This window comes from Bacillus sp. S14(2024) (assembly GCF_050473785.1).
GTDB lineage: Bacteria > Bacillota > Bacilli > Bacillales > Bacillaceae_G > Bacillus_A > Bacillus_A yunxiaonensis.
In genome coordinates this window covers 2,848,364-2,868,686 of sequence record NZ_JBFLUP010000006.1, presented here as the reverse complement: position 1 = coordinate 2,868,686, position 20,323 = coordinate 2,848,364, and the positions used below count along the sequence as shown (strand labels likewise).

The window sequence follows — 20,323 nt, the reverse complement described above, 5'->3', positions numbered from 1 at the left end:
AGAGAATAAAAAAGATAGGTGGGGGATAACTACCCGTAAGAGCCCGATTGGAGAGAGCTTTTCATCAGTGGAGGATGAAAAAAACACTGATGGAAGTTTCACTTTATTGTTTGTCGATAGTATTGGTTCGGCTACTTGTAGTACTAGATGGAGATCCAGTACGATATTGGTTTATATATTGTTTAAAGTTCCAAGAGTGTAGAAATTTTTCAGCTGCTTGATAACCGGAGCGATAAAGCCAGTCTTTCTCTTCATCACTTAAATGGAAGTTGGTACTAGTAATATTTCCAGTAGGGATTTTAATAGTACGTGCTCTTGCTTCTGTATTGAGATGGCGTAAATCATGGGCTTGCATCATTGTTTTAAATAGCCCTTTAAACATCGAAATAGGTTCTTCGTAATGAACAGGTTCAGCTTGAATTTCGTCTTTTACAAAATGAAATCCAAAGGTAGGCCAGCGTGGAATATTTGGCGAGTCGAAAATCCATATCGGATAATTACTGAGAATGCCTCCGTCGACTATATAGCAAGGCTGCTTCCATTTAGGAGTTTTCCATTTAACAGGCTGAAAAAAGAAAGGGATTGTAGCGCTCATTCTCACTGCTTTTGCAATAGAAAATTTTTTATTAGGAAATCCATAATGTAGTAAGTCGTCGGGAAAAACAACCATTTTACCATTACTAATATCGGAAGCAATAATTTTTAAGCCTTCAGGGTTAGGTAAGTCACTAAAACAATGCACACTTTTTTTTGATAATAAATCTTCTAACCATTGTTCTATAAAATCATTTTTATATATCCCCATTTTAACCCATACATTTATTCCTTTTCCGATAATAGGGATTTTATCTATACATGTTTTTGTAATGAAATTTGTATAATCAGCACCATTTATAAGTGTTTTTAATTCTTTTCCTGTATATCCACAGGCAAGAAGTGCTGCGATAATAGCACCAGCTGATGTACCAGCGACTCGCTCCCATTCATAATTATGCTCTTCTAATGCACAGATTGCTCCGACATGTGCAATTCCTCGAACTCCGCCTCCTTCAAAGACACCATCTATTTTCATGAAAATAATTCCTTTCGATTCATTATTTATTTTTGTATATGAAATAAACAGCAAAAAAGCACGGCAAGTGCGTGCTTTTTTACAATAGTTGTTAAAGTTTACTTAGCAGACAAAGCCGCCAAAGCAGCTAGCTCCAATGATGATGAGAAGGATAAATAAAACGATTAATAAAGCAAAACCGCCGAATCCGCATCCTCCGCCACCGTATCCGAATCCTCCGCAACCGGGGCCATATCCATATCCGTAACCCATATTTATTTCCTCCTTAATATGAAAAATTTTGGGGTGAACAAAGTGAAGTTTATGAGGGTGTATTACAAGGGATGATGAGATTGCATGTTTGTAGGAACACTGTATATTATGTAATAAAGAAGCGTTTCGATTATGACGAACAAGCCTTTTTTCATAATGGGTATAGATATGAATAAAGAAAAACGCGAAAGAAACACGATTACATTTTGTGATATGATGTAGGAAATCATGTTGAATAAGGAGTTTTTATGACGAAACATATTGAAGAATTAATTGAAAAATATCAATTGACTCATATAAAAGATGAGTTGTTGGCTACAGCATTTGAATGTATAAAAGTAGTACCAAAACAAGAAGAGGTATTACCAGTAGGATGTTCAAAAATGGGAGGATATCCCGATTTACCAACAACGTTAGACTATCCTACATATAAAGGACATCCTCTTCATTTTGTTGCACAGTTTAATTTAGCTGAACTTCAAGCTGTAGGTATGAAGAATGATTTGCCTCAAAGTGGCATGTTATATTTTTTCTATTTTGCTGATGATAAACAGGAAGCCTTTTGCGAAGTATATGGAAATTTGAATGTAAAAGAAGGCTGGCGTGTTTTATATTATGAAGGAGAAATAGATGATGTACAAAAAACGAATCAAGTGAATGAACAATATACTCAATGTAGGGTTACATTTGAGATAGCACAAAAACTTCCAGATTTGTTTATTGAGGATGAAGATGATTCGGATCGTTTCTTACAATTGTTAGAGGAATTAATACCTGATTACTATGACAATCATCAAATTTTCGGTACACCATTTTCAGTTCAAACAGAAGTGTTTGAAGAAGTACAGGAATATTTAGGTGTACATCATAGCGAGATAACATTATTATTTCAAGTAGATTCAGATGAGGAACATTTGAACATGATGTGGGGTGATATGGGAATGTTATATTTCTGTATTGCAGATGAAGATGTAAAACAGCGACGTTTTGAGAAAGCTTGTTGTATTTTGCAAAGTTTATAAAGTAAAAAGAAGCAGTTTCACGTGTATAACGGAAGCTGCTTTTATAATTGAATTGAGTTATTCGGGCATTATTCATTTGGATAAGAATGAATAGATAGCTAATTCATCGTCGTCTGAATTACGTTATGTGTAAGTCATTTTTTTAACTTTAATGCGATTTGTAATTGTAAAAAATCGGATTTTCTTTTTTGTGAAAATTCGTATATAGTTGAAATATGTAAGAAAGCTAGTTTAAGATTATTTTATGTTACGAGGATGTGATGAAATGAAAAAATCTATAAAATATGTATCTACTGTGGCACTTTGTTCAGCTATTATAACTGGAGCGCTTCATATTCCTTCAGTCTCATATGCTGCTACAAAACAAGTAGGAGAGACGGCTAATTCTGTAAATGATTCGAAATTGATTACAGAATTTCAACAAGATTTACAAAAACATCTAAATAATCATGAAACAAATATTACAATTAAATATAAGACGAAGCATACTAATGCACAAGAGGTTTTGGATACATTGGTGCAGGCTTATAATCAAACGTTAGAAAAAGATGAATATTTAAAATACAATGTAAGCAACGCTAAGTTTTCGCTTCGTGGTTTACCAGGGAATTACTCATTTACACTAAATATTTCATATCGCGAAACGAAAGAGCAATCACAGTATGTAATGAAACAAGCGAAATCAATTGTAAATTCAATTATTACAACTGGAATGGATGAGAATGAAAAAGTAAAAGCCATTCATGACTATGTAGTGAAGCATGTTTCATATGACACATCGCTTCGTTCTTACACCGCATATGACGCATTAGTCAATCGTTCGGCGGTTTGTCAAGGGTATGCATTATTAACTTATCAGCTATTAAAAGAAGCAGGAATTCAATCTCATATTGTAATAGGAACTGGAAATGGTCAGTCTCATGCATGGAATCTTGTAAGTATTGATGGTAAATGGTACCATCTCGATACGACATTTGATGATCCAGTTCCAGATAAACAGGGACGTGTTATGTATTCTTACTTTAATTTGTCTGATGAGCAAATGAGTAAAGATCATCAATGGGATCGTAGTAAATATCCAGTTGCAAATACAAACTATTATAATGAGTTAACGACTAAAATTAAAGCAGGTAGTAAGAAGTCCTCTAGTTATCAACAAATATTAACAGATACAAATCTAGTTTATTTAGCACCGGAATTTGGAGCTGAAGATTACAACCAGTTAAAGCAAAAATTACAGAAAAAATTTACATCTAAACAAGAAAAGGTAGAACTTCGTTATCATCAAACAGTGGATCACACCATGCAAGATGTTAAGAAGGTATTGAATGAAATTTCTTGGCCAAAAGGAGCAAAGAGAGTATCATACCAGGTAGCTCCTTATCAAGGGCAAGATGGATATTCATTATTAACAATTACATTTGCTTATTAAATTGTGTGGAAGGGCATCTAATTAAAGATGCTCTTCTTTTTTGTGCAAATATATTTTGAATGTTGGAGTGTTATTGACTGCTATAAAAGTGATAACTTGTTAAAGATTTAGTAGAGGAAGTGAGAATTAGTGTTCGTAAAAATGATTATCATTATATAATGATAATCATTTTTTTTGATAGATTAAGTGAATTTCATCATTATTCGTCATATGAAATGTCAGTTTTTCTTGGAATATGACGTAATTATTGGTAATATTGTTAATGTTATTATATATTTTTGCTGAAAATTTTTTACTTTAAAATATATCACTTTACATATTTTTATATAATAGATTATAAATTTGGAAGAGGGAAATGGTATCGATGAATTTAAAAAAAATAAAAAATACATTTTTAGCTGTGGGTGTTCTATGTATGAGCGCACCACTAACAGCGTTTGCTAATGGTGAAGACAAACTGCAACCGGTAAAAGAGGCTGCAAATCAATTAGGGTGGGTTCAACTAGAGAATGGGGCTTGGGTCTATTATATAGACAATAATCAGGGGCGCGTAATGGATGCTTGGAAATATATTGATGGTGGATGGTATCAATTTGATGGAAACGGTTATTTAGTCAATAAAACAGGTTGGGAAAAGTTGAACGGACAATGGATATATTATGAAGGACAAAAAGGTATTGTAACGAATAATTGGAAAAATGTTGACGGAAGATGGTATCAATTTGATGGAAACGGTTATTTAGTCAATAAAACAGGTTGGGAAAAATTGAACGGACAATGGATGTATTATGAAGGAACTAATGGAGTTATAACAAATGCTTGGAAATATATTGATGGTGGATGGTATCAATTTGATGGGAATGGTTATTTAGTCAATAAAACAGGCTGGGAAAAGTTAAACGGACAATGGGTTTATTATCAAGGCGATAAGGGCATTGTTGTGAATAGTTGGAAAAAAATTGATGGAAGATGGTATCAATTTGATGAGAATGGATATTTAGAAGTACAAGAAGGTTGGCAAAAGTTGAATGGAAAATGGGTATATTATGTTCCAGGAAATTACGGACTAGCCACAAATGAAAAACTTACAATTGAAGGTGTATCTTATTCATTTGATGGAAATGGTTATTGGGTGAACACTGCCAATGGTATTGTAGAACTTGCGAAGCGGCAACTTGGCACTCCATATCAATGGGGAGGATCTGCTCCTGGAGGATTTGATTGCAGTGGATTTATTTATTATGTATTTAGTCGAAATGGCTATTCAATAAGTAGAATGGATGTTGCTTCATATTGGGATAGAGCTAGGGAAGTGAGTACACCACAACCTGGAGATTTAGTATTCTTACAAAATACATATAAAGCAGGTCCTTCCCATATGGGAATTTACATAGGAAATGGAAAATATATTCATGCTGATAATGATGGGGTTAGAACTGCTAGTGTAAATGATTCGTATACGAGTAATCACTTTTTAGGGTATGGAAGATTTTAAAATAATATATTCATATAATTATATGAATTTATGTGATTATATGAATTGAGAGCCTGTTAGTAATATGAACTAATAGGCTTTTTTGTGTTATTAATAAGGTTCTGTCGCTTGTGAAATAGTGTCTAATAATCCAGGAAATCTCTTGTTTAAATCTTCTGTCCTAATAGAGATGAAACGTTGTGTCCCTTCGATTCTTGTATACATAACACCAGACTCTCGTAATACTTTAAAGTGATGAGATAGTGTGGATTTAGCAATCGGAATGTTTACAGCTAGCTTGTATGTATTTTCGCTATTTACATTTAAAAGAAGCGGGAATATAAGAAGCATAGAATCTGAAACAAAGCAAAAAGTAGTTTCAGATTCTATAATAAACAATAAAAATGTTATGTAAACTTAAATATTAAAGCACTGTTTTCATGTATATACTAAAACAGTGCTTTTCGTTTTGATTGAATTGTTGCAGCATTTTCATCTTTCATACCAGCTTCTTTAATAATGCGTTGTTTTGCTTTATCTAACAAATTGTTTACTGCTTCACCAAAATAGTTTGCTTCTTGTTTTGTGCGGGCTTCTCGTAAACATTTGTAGTTTTCTATCAGCTCCTCTTTTTCAGGGTCTGTTAAGAAATCTTCTATCTTTTTGTTTGTCATACGAAACACCCTCTCTTCTGACAGACACTTCAATTCAGAATTTTATTTTTCATTATATCAATAATTCCTTAGTTATAGTACATATTAACGTTTTAATAATTTGTCAATTTCTTGAATTTTTTCATTTGCTTTATTCATTTGCATATTCTTTGCTTGTTCTCCTCCAAGTGCTTGATGGAGTAAAAATGTTTGACCAGAAATTGCAGTAACGATTGCAACTTTAATAATTTCTTTCATTGTTGTCGCATCAAATAAAACAAGACCTAATAGTGCAGCTAGACTACCAGTAATAATATCAGCAAAAAAACCAAGATGGAAAAAGGTTTTTAATCGGCGTGGAAGCAACAATTTGCCTTGATGATTGATAAGATGGGCAACAAAACCGGTAATTCCACCAACGAGAAGAGCCGTTAGCCACGAATACATATCCATCAAATCCACTCCTTTTAGTAAATACAATTCTGTTTATATTACAGATACTCCTTTTAGAACTTGATATACCATATATTGAGAAAATTAGTTTAGGGTGGGTACCTTTATTATACTGAAAATTCTGCCATAAATGGTAGATATTTAAATTGAAATTTCATATAATAAAATTAAATCTAACGAGAACGGAGTGATGTATTATGACGATTGTTTATATGATTCATACGATGAGTGCAAATACGGAAGGAATGGGCGGAGCTTTGTAAAGAATCGCTATATCCTTCCGCAGTATACATTTTAGGGAGGATACGAATTTGAATCGTAATCATTTAGTAGCATTTGGATGGGATCTATATTTTGAAGACCAATTATTGGAGCAATATGAAGTAGGTCGTGTTTTATTAGAACATAAACATATGTATCGGGTTATATGTGAAGATGGTGAATATGTAGCCGAGCTAGCAGGGAAATTTCGATATGAAGTAATTGAGAAAGGTGATTACCCTGCAGTGGGTGATTGGGTAAGTATAACAAAACTGCCACAAGAAAAGAAAGCGATTATTCATGGTGTGCTTACAAGAAAAAGTTCTTTTTCAAGAAAAGTAGCTGGGGAGAAAACGGAGGAACAAATTGTCGCAGCAAATGTGGATTATCTTTTTTTAGTTAATGCTTTAAATGCTGATTTTAATGTGAGACGAATTGAACGTTATTTACTGTTAGCATACGAGAGCGGAGCAACACCTGTTGTTATTTTGACAAAGAGTGATTTATGTGCAGATGTACAGCAAAAGGTGATGGAAACAGAGGCTGTTGCAATTGGTGCATCTATTTTTGCGGTTGATAGCCTGCATCAAACAGGAATAGAGACGTTACAACGGTTTTTACAACCAGGAAAAACGATTGCGCTTATTGGTTCTTCTGGAGCAGGGAAGTCTACGTTATTGAATGCTTTAATGGGAAATGAAGTGGCAAAAACAGGTGAAATTCGTGAGAGTGATAGTAAAGGAAAGCATACGACAACGCACCGAGAATTGTTCCAATTACCAACTGGTGCACTTGTTATTGATACACCAGGAATGAGGGAATTGCAGCTTTGGGAAGGAAGCGGAGCGATGCACGCAACCTTTTCTGACATTGAAGAAGCTGCAAAAAAATGTCGTTTTCGTGATTGCCAACATGAAAATGAACCAGGTTGTGCAATTCGTATTGCACTTGATGAGGGCACATTAGAAGAAGCACGATTTTTCAATTATAAAAAATTGCAAAAAGAAATTGCTTACGCGATGAGAAAACAAGATGCACTTTTGGCTCGTACAGAGCGTGAAAAGTGGAAAAAGATTGCGAAGCAAATGAAACAGAAAAAATAAAAAGAAAACTCCAAAAGGCATGTGCTTTTGGAGTTTTCTTTTTATCCCGCATTAACGGACAGTAGGGCGCCTCTCTTAAGATTTTAAGGAGTCAAAGAAGATAAGCGTGAAATCATCGTTGAAGATTGTACTATATACAACGTTTTATTTTAATGTATTTATATTTTAAATTAATATTATCTTTATATATGGACAAAACGAAATTAATTATATAAAATTTACAAATAATGAATCGGAAAATGTCGTATAGTTTATTGATTCGTATTATATTTTCTGTTTTTTCATTTTATATAATTTTAAATTATCACCTTGGATAGAACGTAAAGGGGGAGCTGTATGTCAAAGTTGTTTAAACCATTTCAGAATATGGGTGTAGGAAAAAAACTTCTACTTTCATTTTTGGTCATTTTGATTTCGACTGTTTCTATAATTGGTAGTATGTCATATGAAAGTGCAAAGAAGAATTTTGAAAATCAAATTATGAGTAGTGCCAGTGACAATGTTAAAATATTAGATAATTTAATTAATCAAATGATTGACGCAGAATCTAATGATGTTACGCATTTTTCCAAAGTAATTCAGCGTAATATGCATGAAACAGAAAATGGAGAGAGCATTAGGAAAATGCTTGCCCAGTATGTAAGCTTACATCCTCAGATAATACAACTTTATGTAGGAACTGATAGCGGAGCATTTATCCAAGAACCAAATGTACAAATGCCTGCGGGTTATAATCCGAAAGAGCGTCCTTGGTATATAGATGCAATGGAAAAAAATGGTGGTATTGTTGTAACACAGCCTTATAAAGATAAAACGACTGGAAATATAGTTGTTACAATTGCTAAAAAATTGGATGATGGCAGCGGTGTTATCGGTATTGATTTGAAACTTGAAAATTTATTAAACACAGCAAAAATGATTAATATCGGTAAAAAGGGATATGCATTTATTCTAGATCAAAGTCAAAATGTTATTGCCCACCCAGAAGAGAAGCCGGGTACAAAAGCACCTGATGCTTGGGCGAAACCAATGTATAAAACAAATCATGGAACGTTCACATATTCATATGGGGATAAAGAAAAGAAAATGGTATTTGCAACAAATGCGAAAACCGGATGGAAAATCGGTGGTACGATGTATACAGATGAAGTTATTAAAGCTGCAGAACCTATTTTTTATAATACGTTACTAATTGCGGCAATTTCCCTCATATTAGGAGGAGCGATTATTTACTTCATCACACGTTCTATTACGAAGCCTTTAAAACAATTAGTGATTTCTTCTCATAGGATTAGTGAAGGTGATTTAACAGAAACGATTGAAGTGCGCTCGAATGATGAAATTGGACAGCTTGGAAAAGGCTTCAATGAAATGGCTCAGTCGTTACGTGATTTGATTTCAAGAATTAATTCTTCAGCAGGACATGTAGCTGCTGCTTCCGAAGAATTAACGGCAAGTGTGAGACAAGCGAATGAAGCGACTGAACAAATTACAGCGGCAATGGACCAAGTTTCAAGTAGCGCAGCAACACAAACAAAAGGTGTTGAACAGGGAGCGATATTGCTTCAAGAAGTAACAGAAGGAATTCAGCTTGTTGCGGATAATTCCTCTGCTATTTCCAATTCCTCTGCCTATACACGTGAAAAAGCAGAAGCTGGGGACAAACTTGTTGAACAAACAGTAAATCAAATGCAATCCATTCGTGAGTCAGTTTCAGAATCTGATGCAGTCATTCAATTGTTAGCTGATAAATCGAAACAAATTGGTGATATATTAGAAGTGATTCAAAATATTGCTGATCAAACGAATTTATTGGCATTGAATGCCGCAATTGAAGCAGCACGAGCAGGAGAACATGGAAGAGGTTTTGCGATTGTTGCGGACGAAGTTCGTAAATTGGCAGAACAATCTAGCACATCTTCAAACGAGATTGGAAAATTAATTACAGAAATTCAAGAAGATATGAGCAAGACAGTTAGCTCTATGAATCATGTAAATACAGAAGTGCAGTCTGGTATTCTCATCGCGAATGAAACAAAGAAAAGTTTCACAGAGATTCTACAGTCTACAAATGAAATTGCAAAACAAATTGGTAGTATGGTTGAGGTAGCACAAAAAATGTCCAAAGGGGCAGATGAAGTGTCAGTGTCAGTCGGCGAAATTGCGGTAACAGCACAAAATAATGCATCTAGTACACAAAGTGTAGCGGCATCGGCTGAAGAGCAATTAGCGTCTATCGAAGAGATTAGTTCAGCAGCTGGAACATTATCACAAATGGCTGAAGAGTTACAAGTGTTAATTGAACGATTTAAAGTGTAATGAAAAAGTGCGTGGAAAAAGTAATCCACGCACTTTTCGTTTTAGTTATGATGAAAATAGCTTATTAATGAGTGAACAAGATGATGTATGTCATCTTTTTTATTTTATGAGTATTAATACTATATAGTTTCGGACGGGAAAATACAGCTGTTACAGTCATTTGTGGTACAATAAATGTACTATATAGAATAGGGTATAATGAGTAAGAGGTATGAGAGGGGTTATGTTATGCTACATGAGAAGATTGCATCATTTTTTCAAGTTCTTCCGCAAGAAGTTGGAAATAATCGAGGCTGGAAATATTACATTCAAGAGGAAAATGGTGCGTATTCTATAACAGAAGAAATATTATCGAAAGGTACAATTATAGAATTATTTTTTAATGAAGATAATGAGATTCGTCTCGTTTTATATAAAGATGGTCAGCCGATTACAACGATTCAACGTATTACTGTCCAAAAGGTGGATATTATAAAAGAAGAGGAAACCCTTCAATTTGTATTAGATCGTATGCCAAGCCGTATGATTCGACTACAGTTAAAACCATTTCTTGCAATTGAAATGGGATTGTACTGGGAAGTATGTGAAGATTGTGAGTAAAAAAACATCCGTTACTAATTAATTTAACGGGTTCGGTTATTGAGGGGAAAACAATAAATAACAACTTAATTAGGGACAACAATTTACATATGAATTGTTGTCCCTGTTTTTGTTGTTATATCAATGTTTTAGTCAATTTAGCATAATAATTAGCACATCAATATGCATACAAATTGAAACTACCACATAAATTTATGTGGTGTTGTTAAAACTAGTGCTAAAACTGTTTTGAATATAAATCAAACGGAGTAAAGGATAGTAAAATATTTCGTCAAAAAACGCTTAGAAATTTGAGCGTTTTTTGCTTGTTATTAGTATTTTTCTCCCCAAGATTTTTAAAAATTGATAGAAGATAGGTAAGGATAACTTCTGGCATGCGACTGATTCGTTCAACTATGTATAAGTGTGGGAAAGAAAATAGTACGGGGGGAAGTTTTGTTAGAAGTAAATCTCTATATTTTATATTTTAAATTAATATATACCTATATATAGACAAAAGGAAATTAATTATATAGAATTTACAAAGTATGAGTCGAAAAATGTCATATATTCCACTCATTCATATTTTTTCTTCATTTCATATACTTTTAAATTATCATCTTGGAGAGAACATAAAGGGGGATCTGTATGTCAAAGCTGTTTCAACCATTTCAGAATATGAATGTAGGAAAAAAACTCCTACTTTCATTTTTTGTCATTTTAATTTCTACTGTTTCTATAATTGGTACCATGTCTTATCAAAGTGCAAAGAAGAATTTTGAAAATCAAATTACGAGTAGTGCTAATGATAATATTAAAATATTAGATCATATAATTAATGACATGATTGACGCAAGATATAATGATGTTACACAGTTTTCTAAAATAATTCAGCGTAATATGTATGAAACGGAAAATGGAGAAAATATTAGGAAACTATTTGCCCAGTATGTAAATTTACACCCTGAAGTAATGCAAATTTATGTAGGAACTGATAATGGGGTGTTTATAGAAGAGCCTTATGTGCAAATGCCTGCAGGGTATAATCCGAAAGAGCGCCCTTGGTACATAGATGCAATGAAAAAAAATGGAGGTATTATTCTAACACAACCTTACAAAGCTAAATCAAACGGGCAGATTGTTGTTACAATCGCCAAAAAATTAGATGATGGCAGTGGCGTTATCGGTATTGATTTGAAGCTTGAAAATTTATTAAAAACAACAAAAACGATTAACATTGGTAAAAAGGGATATGCATTTATTTTAGATCAAAGCCAAAATGTTATCGCCCACCCAGAAGAGAAGCCGGCTACAAAAGCACCTGATGCTTGGGCGAAACCAATGTATAAAACAAATCATGGAACGTTTTCATATTCATATGGGGATAAAGAAAAGAAAATGGTATATGCAACAAATATAAAAACCGGTTGGAAAATCGGTGGTACGATGTATACAGATGAAGTTATTAAAGCGGCAGAACCTATTTTTTATAATACGTTACTAATTGCGGCAATTTCTCTTATATTAGGAGGAGCCATTATTTACTTCATCACACGTTCTATTACGAAGCCTTTAAAACAATTGGTGATTTCTTCTCATAGGATTAGTGAAGGTGATTTAACAGAAACGATTGAAGTGCGCTCGAATGATGAAATTGGACAGCTTGGAAAAGGCTTCAATGAAATGGCTCAGTCGTTACGGGAGTTGATTTCAAGAATTAATTCTTCAGCAGGACATGTAGCTGCTGCTTCCGAAGAATTAACGGCAAGCGTGAGACAAGCGAGTGAAGCGACTGAGCAAATTACAGCGGCAATGGACCAAGTTTCAAGCAGCGCAGCAACACAAACAAAAGGTGTTGAACAAGGAGCAATGCTGCTTCAAGAAGTAACAGAAGGGATTCAGCTTGTTGCGGATAATTCCTCTGCTATTTCCAATTCCTCTGCCTATACACGTGAAAAAGCAGAAGCTGGGGACAAACTTGTTGAACAAACAGTAAATCAAATGCAATCCATTCGTGAGTCAGTTTCAGAATCTGATGCAGTCATTCAATTGTTAGCTGATAAATCGAAACAAATTGGTGATATATTAGAAGTGATTCAAAATATTGCTGATCAAACGAATTTATTAGCATTGAATGCCGCAATTGAAGCAGCACGAGCAGGAGAACATGGAAGAGGTTTTGCGATTGTTGCGGACGAAGTTCGTAAATTAGCAGAACAATCTAGTACATCTTCAAATGAGATTGGAAAGTTAATTACAGAAATTCAAGAAGATATGAGCAAGACAGTTAGCTCTATGAATCATGTAAATACAGAAGTACAGTCTGGTATTCTCATTGCGAATGAAACAAAGAAAAGTTTTACAGAGATTCTACAGTCTACAAATGAAATTGCAAAACAAATCGGTAGTATGGTTGAGGTAGCACAAAAAATGTCCAAAGGGGCAGATGAAGTGTCAGTGTCAGTCGGTGAAATTGCGGTAACAGCACAAAATAATGCATCTAGTACACAAAGTGTAGCGGCATCGGCTGAAGAGCAATTAGCGTCTATCGAAGAGATTAGTTCAGCAGCTGGAACATTATCACAAATGGCTGAAGAGTTACAAGTGTTAATTGAACGATTTAAAGTGTAATGAAATAGTGCGTGAATAAAAAAACATCCGTTACTAACGGATGTTTTTTTATGTTTTTTGCTGTTGTTTGAAAGCGATAATTGGAAGAAGGATTAAGCTAATCCAGCCAATTACAGGATATAGCATATGAAGTAATTCGCTATAACCGATATAACTAAAGCAATAACTAATTAGTAAGATGAAATAAATAATGATGTTACTTTTCCAACCAGTGATAGACTGAAGCTGTTTTGTCATACCAAATACATTACCAACAAGTGTTGTAAATACTTCCCCAAAAATAATTAACACAAAAAAGAAATGAAAAGTAGCATTGAAGCGGCGTACAACTTCAGCCATTGGAATATTGTATTGATAAAATTGTTCAACAGATAAAATAGCAAAGTGACTACATAACAAAATTAAACAAAGACCCGCTCCCCCCAATATCCCCCCCCATTTAATAGCTTGCTGATCTTTCACTTCACTTGCTAATGGTACAAGTACACTTTGGGAGAGAGAGAGATTGAGTGCAACATATGTGACTGGACTTGTAATCCATTTGACATTCCAATTTTCAGAAGGTGTTATGTTGAAAAGAGAAGTTGCATCATGAAAGAAGGTTGTAATAGATAGTCCTACAATAAAAATCATCATAATTGGTACGACGAGCGAGTTGACTTCAAAAACCCCTTGTAATCCTCTGCTACCAATTACAATACAAGCAAGTATCGTTATAAAGATACCAAGCTGTCTTGGTAGGCGAAGTTGTTCTTCAAACACCGCTCCAGCTCCGGAAAGCATGACGCTTGTTACACCAAATAATACGAGAAGCAATAAAATATTTACAACGTTACCAAAGATATCTCCAAATAAATATTTGTTAAATTCTTGAGTAGAAAATGCTCCGATTTGTGAAGAAAGCATCATCATTTTTGTACCTAACCAAATGAAGAAAACACCGCTTACTAAAATACCAATTGTTCCGTATGTACCATGGATTGTAAAGAACTCAACGATTTCTCTTCCTGTTGCAAATCCAGCTCCAACAACAGTACCTATATAAGTAGCAGCAATTTTCTTTGCTACTTTCCATTGTTGATTATCCATTTAATCCCTCTTTCTTGTATGATGCGTTTGATTTATCTTGCACCCTCACCCTAACATTCAGAGTAAATAGGGATAAAGTGAAGCTTCCATCAGTAAAAATTTCCTTCATTTCTACTGATGGAAAGCACGACTAATTGGATTCTTATGGGCAGTTATTCCCTACCTGTCTTCTTTATTTTTTCTGAATCTCGAGGTGAGGGTCCATCCACAAGGGTTGGTTCAACTAATGAGCAATGAGGGGGAAAGCCCATACTGCTGAAATATTCACTTTATTACATACATATGAAGGAGTTTGGACAAACATACGATAAAATGTGATTTTTTGTATTATTCATATTTATCTTGTAATTTATGGTATAATGAAGCAAAAAAGGGGGCAAAGAAGATGTTTCGCTTTTTTAAAAAAGGAAAGGAAGAAAGGGAAATTACACAAGATGAGCTAGAACTTGCTATGGCAAAATTTCTTGAAACGAATGCGAACGTGGTATATACGGTATTAGTAAATGATGATTATACGGTTAATTATGATTTATTAAAACCATATTTACCGGCTTTTCCTATAAATGCGTTTATTATTACGAAGGAAACACTTGAAGTATTTGAGAATACACAAGAAAATCTTGCTCTTGTTAAAGAAATTGATGATGTACAGCGTGCTGTCGATCAATATGTAACAGAAAAAGAATCCTTTCCAATCGTTGAAGGCAATGCGAATCGGCTTATATGTTCGATAAAATTAGGACCATACTTAAAAAGGACGCTAGAACGTGACTTATATATATCAGAGAAACATTATTTAGTGACAAGCAAGCCTGATAAAATGAATAAAAGTATTGTACAATAAAGAAACAACAATGAAGAATTGTTGTCTTTTTTTGTAAATATTATGCGCAAGGGTATAGAGATGAGGGGACATCATGATTTTGAGAGAATGGGATTTAAATTTAAAGATTCGTCTAGTAGGAGAATGGCTCTTTGGATTGTTTTTTTGGATGCTTCTTCCGTTTATGGCGATATATTTTGCGGAAGAACTAGGAAAAACGATGGCTGGAATATTACTTGTGTTATCGCAAGTTTTATCTGTTTTTGCTAATTTAGTAGGTGGCTATTTAGCAGATACATATGGTCGTAAGCGTATGATGGTATTTGCTGCATTTGTACAAAGTGCTGCATTTGTACTATTTGCCTTTGCCAATTCGCCGTGGTTACAATCGCCTATCTTAACATTTATAGCTTTTTCTATTATTGGCATTATGGGTTCTTTATATTATCCAGCAAGTGCAGCAATGGTTGCTGATTTAGTATCCGAAGAACAGCAAAGTAAAGTATTTGCTGTTTTTTATACAATGATTAATATTAATGTTGTGCTGGGGCCGATTTTAGGAGCGTATTTCTTTTTTTCTCATCGCTTTGAATTGTTAATAGCAAGTATTGTAATTAATTTTATAGTTGCATTTGTATTACTTAAGTTTATAAAAGAGACGTTACCAGAGAAGAGGGAAGAAGTAGAAAAGCAAACAGGATGGCTTACTGTTGTGAATGAGCAGATTAAGAATTATCGAATTATTTTTCAAGATCGTGTCTTTCTATTATTCATTATTGCAGGTATTCTTGTTGCTCAAACTTTCACTCAGCTTGACTTATTGTTAGCCGTATACATAAAAGAAAATGTTCCTACACAAGAGTTTTTTCATTTAATTTTAAATGGAGAAACATTGTTTAGCTGGATTATTGCAGAAAATGGATTTTTGGTTGCTCTATTTACTGTATATGTAACAAGGCTAGCAAATTATTTTTCTGAGCGGACTATCTTTCTTTTATCTTCTTTTGCATATGGGATAGCAATGATTATTTTTCCTCACACTATATCAGTCTGGGGTCTTATTATTGCTATGCTCATTTTCACGTTTGGAGAGCTATTCGTTGTTGGAATCCAAAATAGTTTCGTTTCTAAGCTGGCGCCTGAACATATGCGAGGACAATATTTTGCGGCAGCAACACTTCGTTGGTCTGTCGGCCGAACAATTGCACCAATTGCGATCCCCTTAACAGCATGGATAGGTTATCAATACACATTTTACATCATTGCAGTACTTGCGTTTTTGAGTGCATTTTTATATTCTGTGATGTTCGGTTTGTTACAAGAACGAAAAATTCAGGTGAAAAAGGTGCTGAATGAATAAGTAAAATAAAACGCTCTCTTTTTGAAAGGGCGTTTTATTTTATACATAGATTTTATTTTTCGTTCTAGTATTAGTTTCATTTCGAATTTTATAAGTGCAGTGTCTGTAATACTTTAATGTACGAACAAAATGAATGGAGGCCTCACTTTACAATTGAAAAGTCTCTGCTAATAAACGGTAGGAGTTTAATTTATCTTCAAAATCATGCGTGATTGTTACAATCATGAATTCATCTGTATTATAAGCCGTGCTTAAAATAGAGATTTGTTTTTTTACTTGATTTGGATTGCCAACAATCATTCGTTTTCGATTTTCTTTTATACGTAAATAATCAAATGCGCTATATGGATAATTCAGGGCTTTTTCGATAGATGGTGTGCCGGTCGAACGTACACCTTGTTCAATTAATAAAAGGGCTAGATCTAAGCTAGATGCAATTTTTTGTGCTTTTTCTTCAGTTTCAGCACAAATGACAAAAATAGCTACGATAGATTGCGGTTGTTCCCCTAAGAAAGAAGGTTGGAATTGATTTTGGTAATTTTTTATGATTTCTGGACCGCCATAACTATTAATAAATTGTGCAAATGTAAAAGCTGTACCTTGTTTAGCGGCAATCATCGCACTTTCTCCGCTAGAACCAAGTAACCAAAGATTTGGTGCAGTTGGAATAGTTGGAGAAGCATGTAAATGTGCAAAGCGATGATTATCTGGTAAACGGTCGTGTAAATACAGGGATAAATCTTGAATTTGTTCAGGGTATTGATCGATTGAAACCATTTTACCTTCTTGGAGAGCCCGTGTGGCAATAGGCATTCCGCCTGGAGCCCGTCCAACTCCAAGGTCAATACGATTTGGGTATAGTGCTTCTAACACGCGGAAATTTTCGGCTACTTTATAAGGGCTATAGTGAGGGAGCATAACACCACCGGAACCTACTCGAATATGATTCGTTTTAGCAGCTATGTGAGAAATTAAGATTTCTGGACTTGAACCTGCTAAGCTAGTAGAGTCATGATGTTCTGATACCCAAAAACGAGTATAGCCAAGTTGTTCAACTTCTTGTGCAAGTCGAACTGTATTTGAGAACGCTTCTATTGCCGTACTTCCTTCTGCAATAGGAGATTGGTCAAGAACGCTTAATTTTATCATATATAATACCTCTCATTTATTATTTACGTGGTATTATATATCTACTTACTAAAAATGTATAATAAAATGCTTACTTTATCTATCAGCAACGGGATAGCTACTTAAGACTGAAAAAGAATTTGCCATTTTTTTTGCAAAGTTTAATGGTGGCTCTACTGATTGGACATGAATATACATGATTACTGGATTCGTATATAACCAATGATTATGTAGAGCACTAACAATAATTCCCTGTTGTACAATGGATTGCATAAATGAAGGGATTTCTTCTTGCAAAATAGCAATTTCCCCTAAATTCAACGCATTACCATTTTGATCCAAAGATTCAAAGCCAACTCCTGCGGGTATTACAGACATACTTGGTTTCCCTTGAACAAGCACCCTAAAATTGCGATGGAAAGATACCGAACAAGCACCTTGATCTATTTTGCTTTTTCCTTTAAGGATTGTAGCAAATTGTTCGCAAAGAAAATTAAAGTTGTTCATAAATTTAATCCCCCTTTATTACACAAAATGATGTATGTAGAGATTTAATATAAAAAAGGATTTAGTTCAAATTCCATTTATAAATTGGCTTATTTAAGTTCGGCAAACTAATTGAGCATCCTTTACCATCAAAAGATAAAGGTGATTTTCTTGTAGATTGTAAAATAGATTTAAGCATCATATGATGCTGAGTATATTGCAGATATGGTTTTATAAGTAAGCGATAGAACAACAAACAACTTTATGCAACAAATGAAAAGAAAGTTATCAATATTAGAAAGACCGCTTGTTACAGCCAGAGGCGATAGCAAGAGTTCCATTTATACAAACTTCAATCCAAAATATGCTCAAATGGCTGTAACTATTCTAAGAACTTTTAACAATTTTTAACAACTTTTGTACTAAAAAATAGTGTATTATTTTACGTTTTACACCTCACAAGTAACCTTATCAAGAAAATCTGAAGGGGTTTTATTTTTACATAATCAGTGTTATCGGAAGTTCGACTGTTGGAAAAGATATAGCTATATGGTTAATGAGGGGATAAAAAGTATAGAACAGGGCAGGGGAAATAATTATATCCATGAGATATCCGTTTTTGTAACCATTTTTACAGTAAATGTAGGAATGCAAGAGCTGTAACATATCAAAAATGTATGTAAGATTATTCTTTGAACAAGGGAGTTTTTATGCAAAAAAAAACGGGTAAACAAAAAACTGGACTACGAAAAGGATTAATACTGATAACAAAAATAGCTTTAGCTTCTGGTCTATCATGGGAATTAGCAAAAATGTTAGGATCAAAACACCCTTATTTGGCACCATTAACTGTTATTCTTTCTATGCAAGAAACTGTCCAGCATTCTGCCACGTATGCTTTTTACAGAATTATCGGCACTATTTTTGGAATTTCTATTACTGTTTTTATTATCAGCCATTTAGAAGTGAATGGATGGACGATAGGATTATTACTGTTAGGAGGGATGTTGATTCCAGTTATATTGAGGCTACATAAAACCATCATACATCAAATGGCTTTAACCATTTTATTAGTCTTTGTCTTTGTGCATAAAACGAGCTATTATGTCTCCGATCGAATTAGAGATACTATCGTAGGAGCGCTTATCGCCATTATTGTTCATATGCTGATTTTTCCACCCAATTATGTGAAAGAAGCTCGTTGGACGTTAAATCAATTTGGATGCCATCTTGTACAGCTGTTTGAAAAGACAGCCCATTGGGTAAATACTAACTGCGATCCTGTTAAAGGACAAGATTTAAGAAAGAATATAACAAATCTACTTCAGGAACTACATCAAGTACAAGAAGATTTTAAGTTGGCAGAAAAAAGTTTGAAATTAAATCCATTTATTAAGAATAAAAAACAAATATTAAAACAAAACGAACAATTTCTCTTGCAGTTAAAGACAGGGTATAACTATATTTCCAATATTCTAAACACATTCAATGACTGGTCCAAAACAGATGTTATTTCAAAAGTTGATCAACAACAATGGGCTATTCAATTACAAATGTTGGGGAGATACATAGAAAAGCAACTTAACGTAAGTCCAGAAAAACATCAAAACTCTAAGAGTTTTAAATTTACCTTAGACTTACTGGATTTATCTTCGATTTCTGTACAAATCAATATCTCACCAGAATTAGAGCCCTATAGATATCAATTAAGCTTGTATAATGATACGCTCAAACTAATTCAGGAGTTAAGAAAAGAACAATAATAACTACTGGCTTTTCCTCTAATCTATGGTGCCGTTTGTATTGAACAAAAAATAAGAGGTAAGTATATATTAAACATAACTAATATATACTTACCTCTTATTTTTAATTTTTAAGTCTGTATAATTTGCATATCTATTTTTTATGAGAAATTCCTCTTTCAAAATGATTCATTTCAACTAAAGTAAGAATATATTCGTAATTATCAATCGTTCTCTTGATTTCATTGCGCTCACTTTCTGTTAATTTTACATCTGTTAATCGTTTACATAGTTGAGATTTTTGATTTTCTAATTGTTTCTTAATTTCATGATAGTTGTAAGAGCGTTTCATGTTTCCATCCCCTTCCTTACATTTCCTATCTACATTTTCATTATACGGTTAAATAAAAGAAATGGGTGCATAACCTTTTAAAATTTTATGAA

General features: G+C 33.8%; 19 protein-coding genes and 3 pseudogenes. 13 read left to right on the top strand and 9 right to left on the bottom strand.

All coding sequences use genetic code 11. From position 1 onward, the window contains the following. Positions 1-103 precede the first annotated feature (103 nt). A complete protein-coding gene (locus tag AB1279_RS14835; protein WP_429759577.1) occupies positions 104-1,072 on the bottom strand; it encodes a patatin-like phospholipase family protein in 969 nt (322 codons plus the stop codon). Between the two features lie 102 nt (positions 1,073-1,174). Further along, the gene (yjcZ, locus tag AB1279_RS14830) at positions 1,175-1,324 is read right to left on the bottom strand and encodes a sporulation protein YjcZ (protein ID WP_429759575.1); all 150 of its coding nucleotides are present in this window, start codon (positions 1,322-1,324) and stop codon (positions 1,175-1,177) included. Between the two features lie 248 nt (positions 1,325-1,572). On the opposite strand from yjcZ, the gene AB1279_RS14825 reads away from it, so the two are divergent. From AB1279_RS14825 to AB1279_RS14815, 3 genes are all read left to right on the top strand, one after another. Beyond that, positions 1,573-2,346, top strand: a complete 774-nt coding sequence (locus tag AB1279_RS14825) for a YwqG family protein (protein ID WP_429759574.1) — start codon at positions 1,573-1,575, stop codon at positions 2,344-2,346. A 265-nt stretch (positions 2,347-2,611) separates the two neighbouring features. Beyond that, positions 2,612-3,778 carry a transglutaminase domain-containing protein gene (locus AB1279_RS14820; protein ID WP_429759572.1) on the top strand — a complete coding sequence of 389 codons (1,167 nt, stop codon included), beginning with the start codon at positions 2,612-2,614 and terminating at the stop codon, positions 3,776-3,778. A 415-nt stretch (positions 3,779-4,193) separates the two neighbouring features. Further along, a complete protein-coding gene (locus tag AB1279_RS14815) occupies positions 4,194-5,273 on the top strand; it encodes an NlpC/P60 family protein (protein WP_429759571.1) in 1,080 nt (359 codons plus the stop codon). Positions 5,274-5,363: 90 nt separating this feature from the next. Here the strand turns inward: AB1279_RS14815 and AB1279_RS14810 are convergent, their stop codons facing one another. From AB1279_RS14810 to AB1279_RS14800, 3 genes are all read right to left on the bottom strand, one after another. Further along, complete coding sequence (locus AB1279_RS14810) at positions 5,364-5,663, bottom strand: ArsR/SmtB family transcription factor (protein WP_429761417.1); 300 nt, start codon at positions 5,661-5,663, stop codon at positions 5,364-5,366. Between the two features lie 38 nt (positions 5,664-5,701). After that, entirely contained in the window at positions 5,702-5,926 is a 225-nt protein-coding gene (locus tag AB1279_RS14805) for a hypothetical protein (protein ID WP_336484368.1), read from the bottom strand. 84 nt (positions 5,927-6,010) lie between these two features. After that, a complete protein-coding gene (locus tag AB1279_RS14800; RefSeq protein WP_336484369.1) occupies positions 6,011-6,358 on the bottom strand; it encodes a DUF4257 domain-containing protein in 348 nt (115 codons plus the stop codon). 311 nt (positions 6,359-6,669) lie between these two features. Between AB1279_RS14800 and rsgA the strand changes: the two genes are divergently transcribed. From rsgA to AB1279_RS14770, 6 genes and pseudogenes are all read left to right on the top strand, one after another. Beyond that, positions 6,670-7,722, top strand: a complete 1,053-nt coding sequence (gene rsgA / locus AB1279_RS14795) for a ribosome small subunit-dependent GTPase A (protein ID WP_429759569.1) — start codon at positions 6,670-6,672, stop codon at positions 7,720-7,722. 336 nt (positions 7,723-8,058) lie between these two features. Further along, positions 8,059-9,102, top strand: a pseudogene (locus tag AB1279_RS14790) (HAMP domain-containing protein); the annotation flags it as partial. Continuing rightward, complete coding sequence (locus tag AB1279_RS14785) at positions 9,094-10,041, top strand: methyl-accepting chemotaxis protein (RefSeq protein ID WP_429761415.1); 948 nt, start codon at positions 9,094-9,096, stop codon at positions 10,039-10,041. The pseudogene AB1279_RS14790 and the gene AB1279_RS14785, both read left to right, overlap by 9 nt. Before the next feature lie 228 nt (positions 10,042-10,269). After that, positions 10,270-10,641 carry a DUF3979 family protein gene (locus AB1279_RS14780; RefSeq protein ID WP_429759567.1) on the top strand — a complete coding sequence of 124 codons (372 nt, stop codon included), beginning with the start codon at positions 10,270-10,272 and terminating at the stop codon, positions 10,639-10,641. Between the two features lie 627 nt (positions 10,642-11,268). After that, positions 11,269-12,312 (top strand): annotated as a pseudogene (locus AB1279_RS14775) (HAMP domain-containing protein); the annotation flags it as partial. After that, positions 12,304-13,251, top strand: coding sequence for a methyl-accepting chemotaxis protein (locus tag AB1279_RS14770; protein ID WP_429761414.1), 948 nt, complete (start codon positions 12,304-12,306; stop codon positions 13,249-13,251). The pseudogene AB1279_RS14775 and the gene AB1279_RS14770, both read left to right, overlap by 9 nt. Before the next feature lie 48 nt (positions 13,252-13,299). Here AB1279_RS14770 and AB1279_RS14765 read toward each other — a convergent pair whose 3' ends face one another. Continuing rightward, the gene (locus tag AB1279_RS14765; protein ID WP_429750342.1) at positions 13,300-14,340 is read right to left on the bottom strand and encodes a YkvI family membrane protein; all 1,041 of its coding nucleotides are present in this window, start codon (positions 14,338-14,340) and stop codon (positions 13,300-13,302) included. A gap of 385 nt (positions 14,341-14,725) precedes the next feature. On the opposite strand from AB1279_RS14765, the gene AB1279_RS14760 reads away from it, so the two are divergent. Together AB1279_RS14760 and AB1279_RS14755 are read left to right on the top strand one after the other, a co-directional pair. Beyond that, entirely contained in the window at positions 14,726-15,184 is a 459-nt protein-coding gene (locus AB1279_RS14760; protein ID WP_429750341.1) for a DUF3939 domain-containing protein, read from the top strand. Between the two features lie 73 nt (positions 15,185-15,257). Continuing rightward, positions 15,258-16,523, top strand: coding sequence for an MDR family MFS transporter (locus AB1279_RS14755; RefSeq protein ID WP_429750339.1), 1,266 nt, complete (start codon positions 15,258-15,260; stop codon positions 16,521-16,523). 147 nt (positions 16,524-16,670) lie between these two features. Here the strand turns inward: AB1279_RS14755 and AB1279_RS14750 are convergent, their stop codons facing one another. Together AB1279_RS14750 and AB1279_RS14745 are read right to left on the bottom strand one after the other, a co-directional pair. Further along, positions 16,671-17,672: an LLM class flavin-dependent oxidoreductase gene (locus AB1279_RS14750; RefSeq protein WP_429759566.1), complete on the bottom strand. Its 1,002-nt coding sequence runs from the start codon at positions 17,670-17,672 to the stop codon at positions 16,671-16,673. 75 nt (positions 17,673-17,747) lie between these two features. Then, positions 17,748-18,158 (bottom strand): DUF1259 domain-containing protein, encoded by a 411-nt coding sequence (locus tag AB1279_RS14745; RefSeq protein WP_429759565.1) that lies wholly within the window; start codon positions 18,156-18,158, stop codon positions 17,748-17,750. Positions 18,159-18,268: 110 nt separating this feature from the next. Here AB1279_RS14745 and AB1279_RS14740 point away from each other — a divergent pair. Both AB1279_RS14740 and AB1279_RS14735 read left to right on the top strand, forming a co-directional pair. Then, positions 18,269-18,545 (top strand): annotated as a pseudogene (locus AB1279_RS14740) (insertion element protein); the annotation flags it as partial. A 302-nt stretch (positions 18,546-18,847) separates the two neighbouring features. Further along, positions 18,848-19,900 carry an FUSC family protein gene (locus AB1279_RS14735; protein WP_429759564.1) on the top strand — a complete coding sequence of 351 codons (1,053 nt, stop codon included), beginning with the start codon at positions 18,848-18,850 and terminating at the stop codon, positions 19,898-19,900. 133 nt (positions 19,901-20,033) lie between these two features. On the opposite strand, the gene AB1279_RS14730 is transcribed toward AB1279_RS14735, so the two are convergent. Then, complete coding sequence (locus AB1279_RS14730; RefSeq protein ID WP_429759562.1) at positions 20,034-20,231, bottom strand: DUF3896 family protein; 198 nt, start codon at positions 20,229-20,231, stop codon at positions 20,034-20,036. Positions 20,232-20,323 lie beyond the last annotated feature (92 nt).

Excerpts from the sequence above, each read along its gene's own strand:
- AB1279_RS14835 (WP_429759577.1), bottom strand. The coding sequence starts at position 1,072 with ATGAAAATAGATGGTGTCTTTGAAGGAGGCGGAGTTCGAGGAATTGCA.
- yjcZ (WP_429759575.1), bottom strand. The coding sequence starts at position 1,324 with ATGGGTTACGGATATGGATATGGCCCCGGTTGCGGAGGATTCGGATAC.
- AB1279_RS14825 (WP_429759574.1), top strand. The coding sequence starts at position 1,573 with ATGACGAAACATATTGAAGAATTAATTGAAAAATATCAATTGACTCAT.
- AB1279_RS14820 (WP_429759572.1), top strand. The coding sequence starts at position 2,612 with ATGAAAAAATCTATAAAATATGTATCTACTGTGGCACTTTGTTCAGCT.
- AB1279_RS14815 (WP_429759571.1), top strand. The coding sequence starts at position 4,194 with ATGAGCGCACCACTAACAGCGTTTGCTAATGGTGAAGACAAACTGCAA.
- AB1279_RS14805 (WP_336484368.1), bottom strand. The coding sequence starts at position 5,926 with ATGACAAACAAAAAGATAGAAGATTTCTTAACAGACCCTGAAAAAGAG.
- AB1279_RS14800 (WP_336484369.1), bottom strand. The coding sequence starts at position 6,358 with ATGGATATGTATTCGTGGCTAACGGCTCTTCTCGTTGGTGGAATTACC.
- AB1279_RS14785 (WP_429761415.1), top strand. The coding sequence starts at position 9,094 with ATGGCTCAGTCGTTACGTGATTTGATTTCAAGAATTAATTCTTCAGCA.
- AB1279_RS14780 (WP_429759567.1), top strand. The coding sequence starts at position 10,270 with ATGCTACATGAGAAGATTGCATCATTTTTTCAAGTTCTTCCGCAAGAA.
- AB1279_RS14770 (WP_429761414.1), top strand. The coding sequence starts at position 12,304 with ATGGCTCAGTCGTTACGGGAGTTGATTTCAAGAATTAATTCTTCAGCA.
- AB1279_RS14765 (WP_429750342.1), bottom strand. The coding sequence starts at position 14,340 with ATGGATAATCAACAATGGAAAGTAGCAAAGAAAATTGCTGCTACTTAT.
- AB1279_RS14760 (WP_429750341.1), top strand. The coding sequence starts at position 14,726 with ATGTTTCGCTTTTTTAAAAAAGGAAAGGAAGAAAGGGAAATTACACAA.
- AB1279_RS14755 (WP_429750339.1), top strand. The coding sequence starts at position 15,258 with ATGATTTTGAGAGAATGGGATTTAAATTTAAAGATTCGTCTAGTAGGA.
- AB1279_RS14750 (WP_429759566.1), bottom strand. The coding sequence starts at position 17,672 with ATGATAAAATTAAGCGTTCTTGACCAATCTCCTATTGCAGAAGGAAGT.
- AB1279_RS14745 (WP_429759565.1), bottom strand. The coding sequence starts at position 18,158 with ATGAACAACTTTAATTTTCTTTGCGAACAATTTGCTACAATCCTTAAA.
- AB1279_RS14735 (WP_429759564.1), top strand. The coding sequence starts at position 18,848 with ATGCAAAAAAAAACGGGTAAACAAAAAACTGGACTACGAAAAGGATTA.
- AB1279_RS14730 (WP_429759562.1), bottom strand. The coding sequence starts at position 20,231 with ATGAAACGCTCTTACAACTATCATGAAATTAAGAAACAATTAGAAAAT.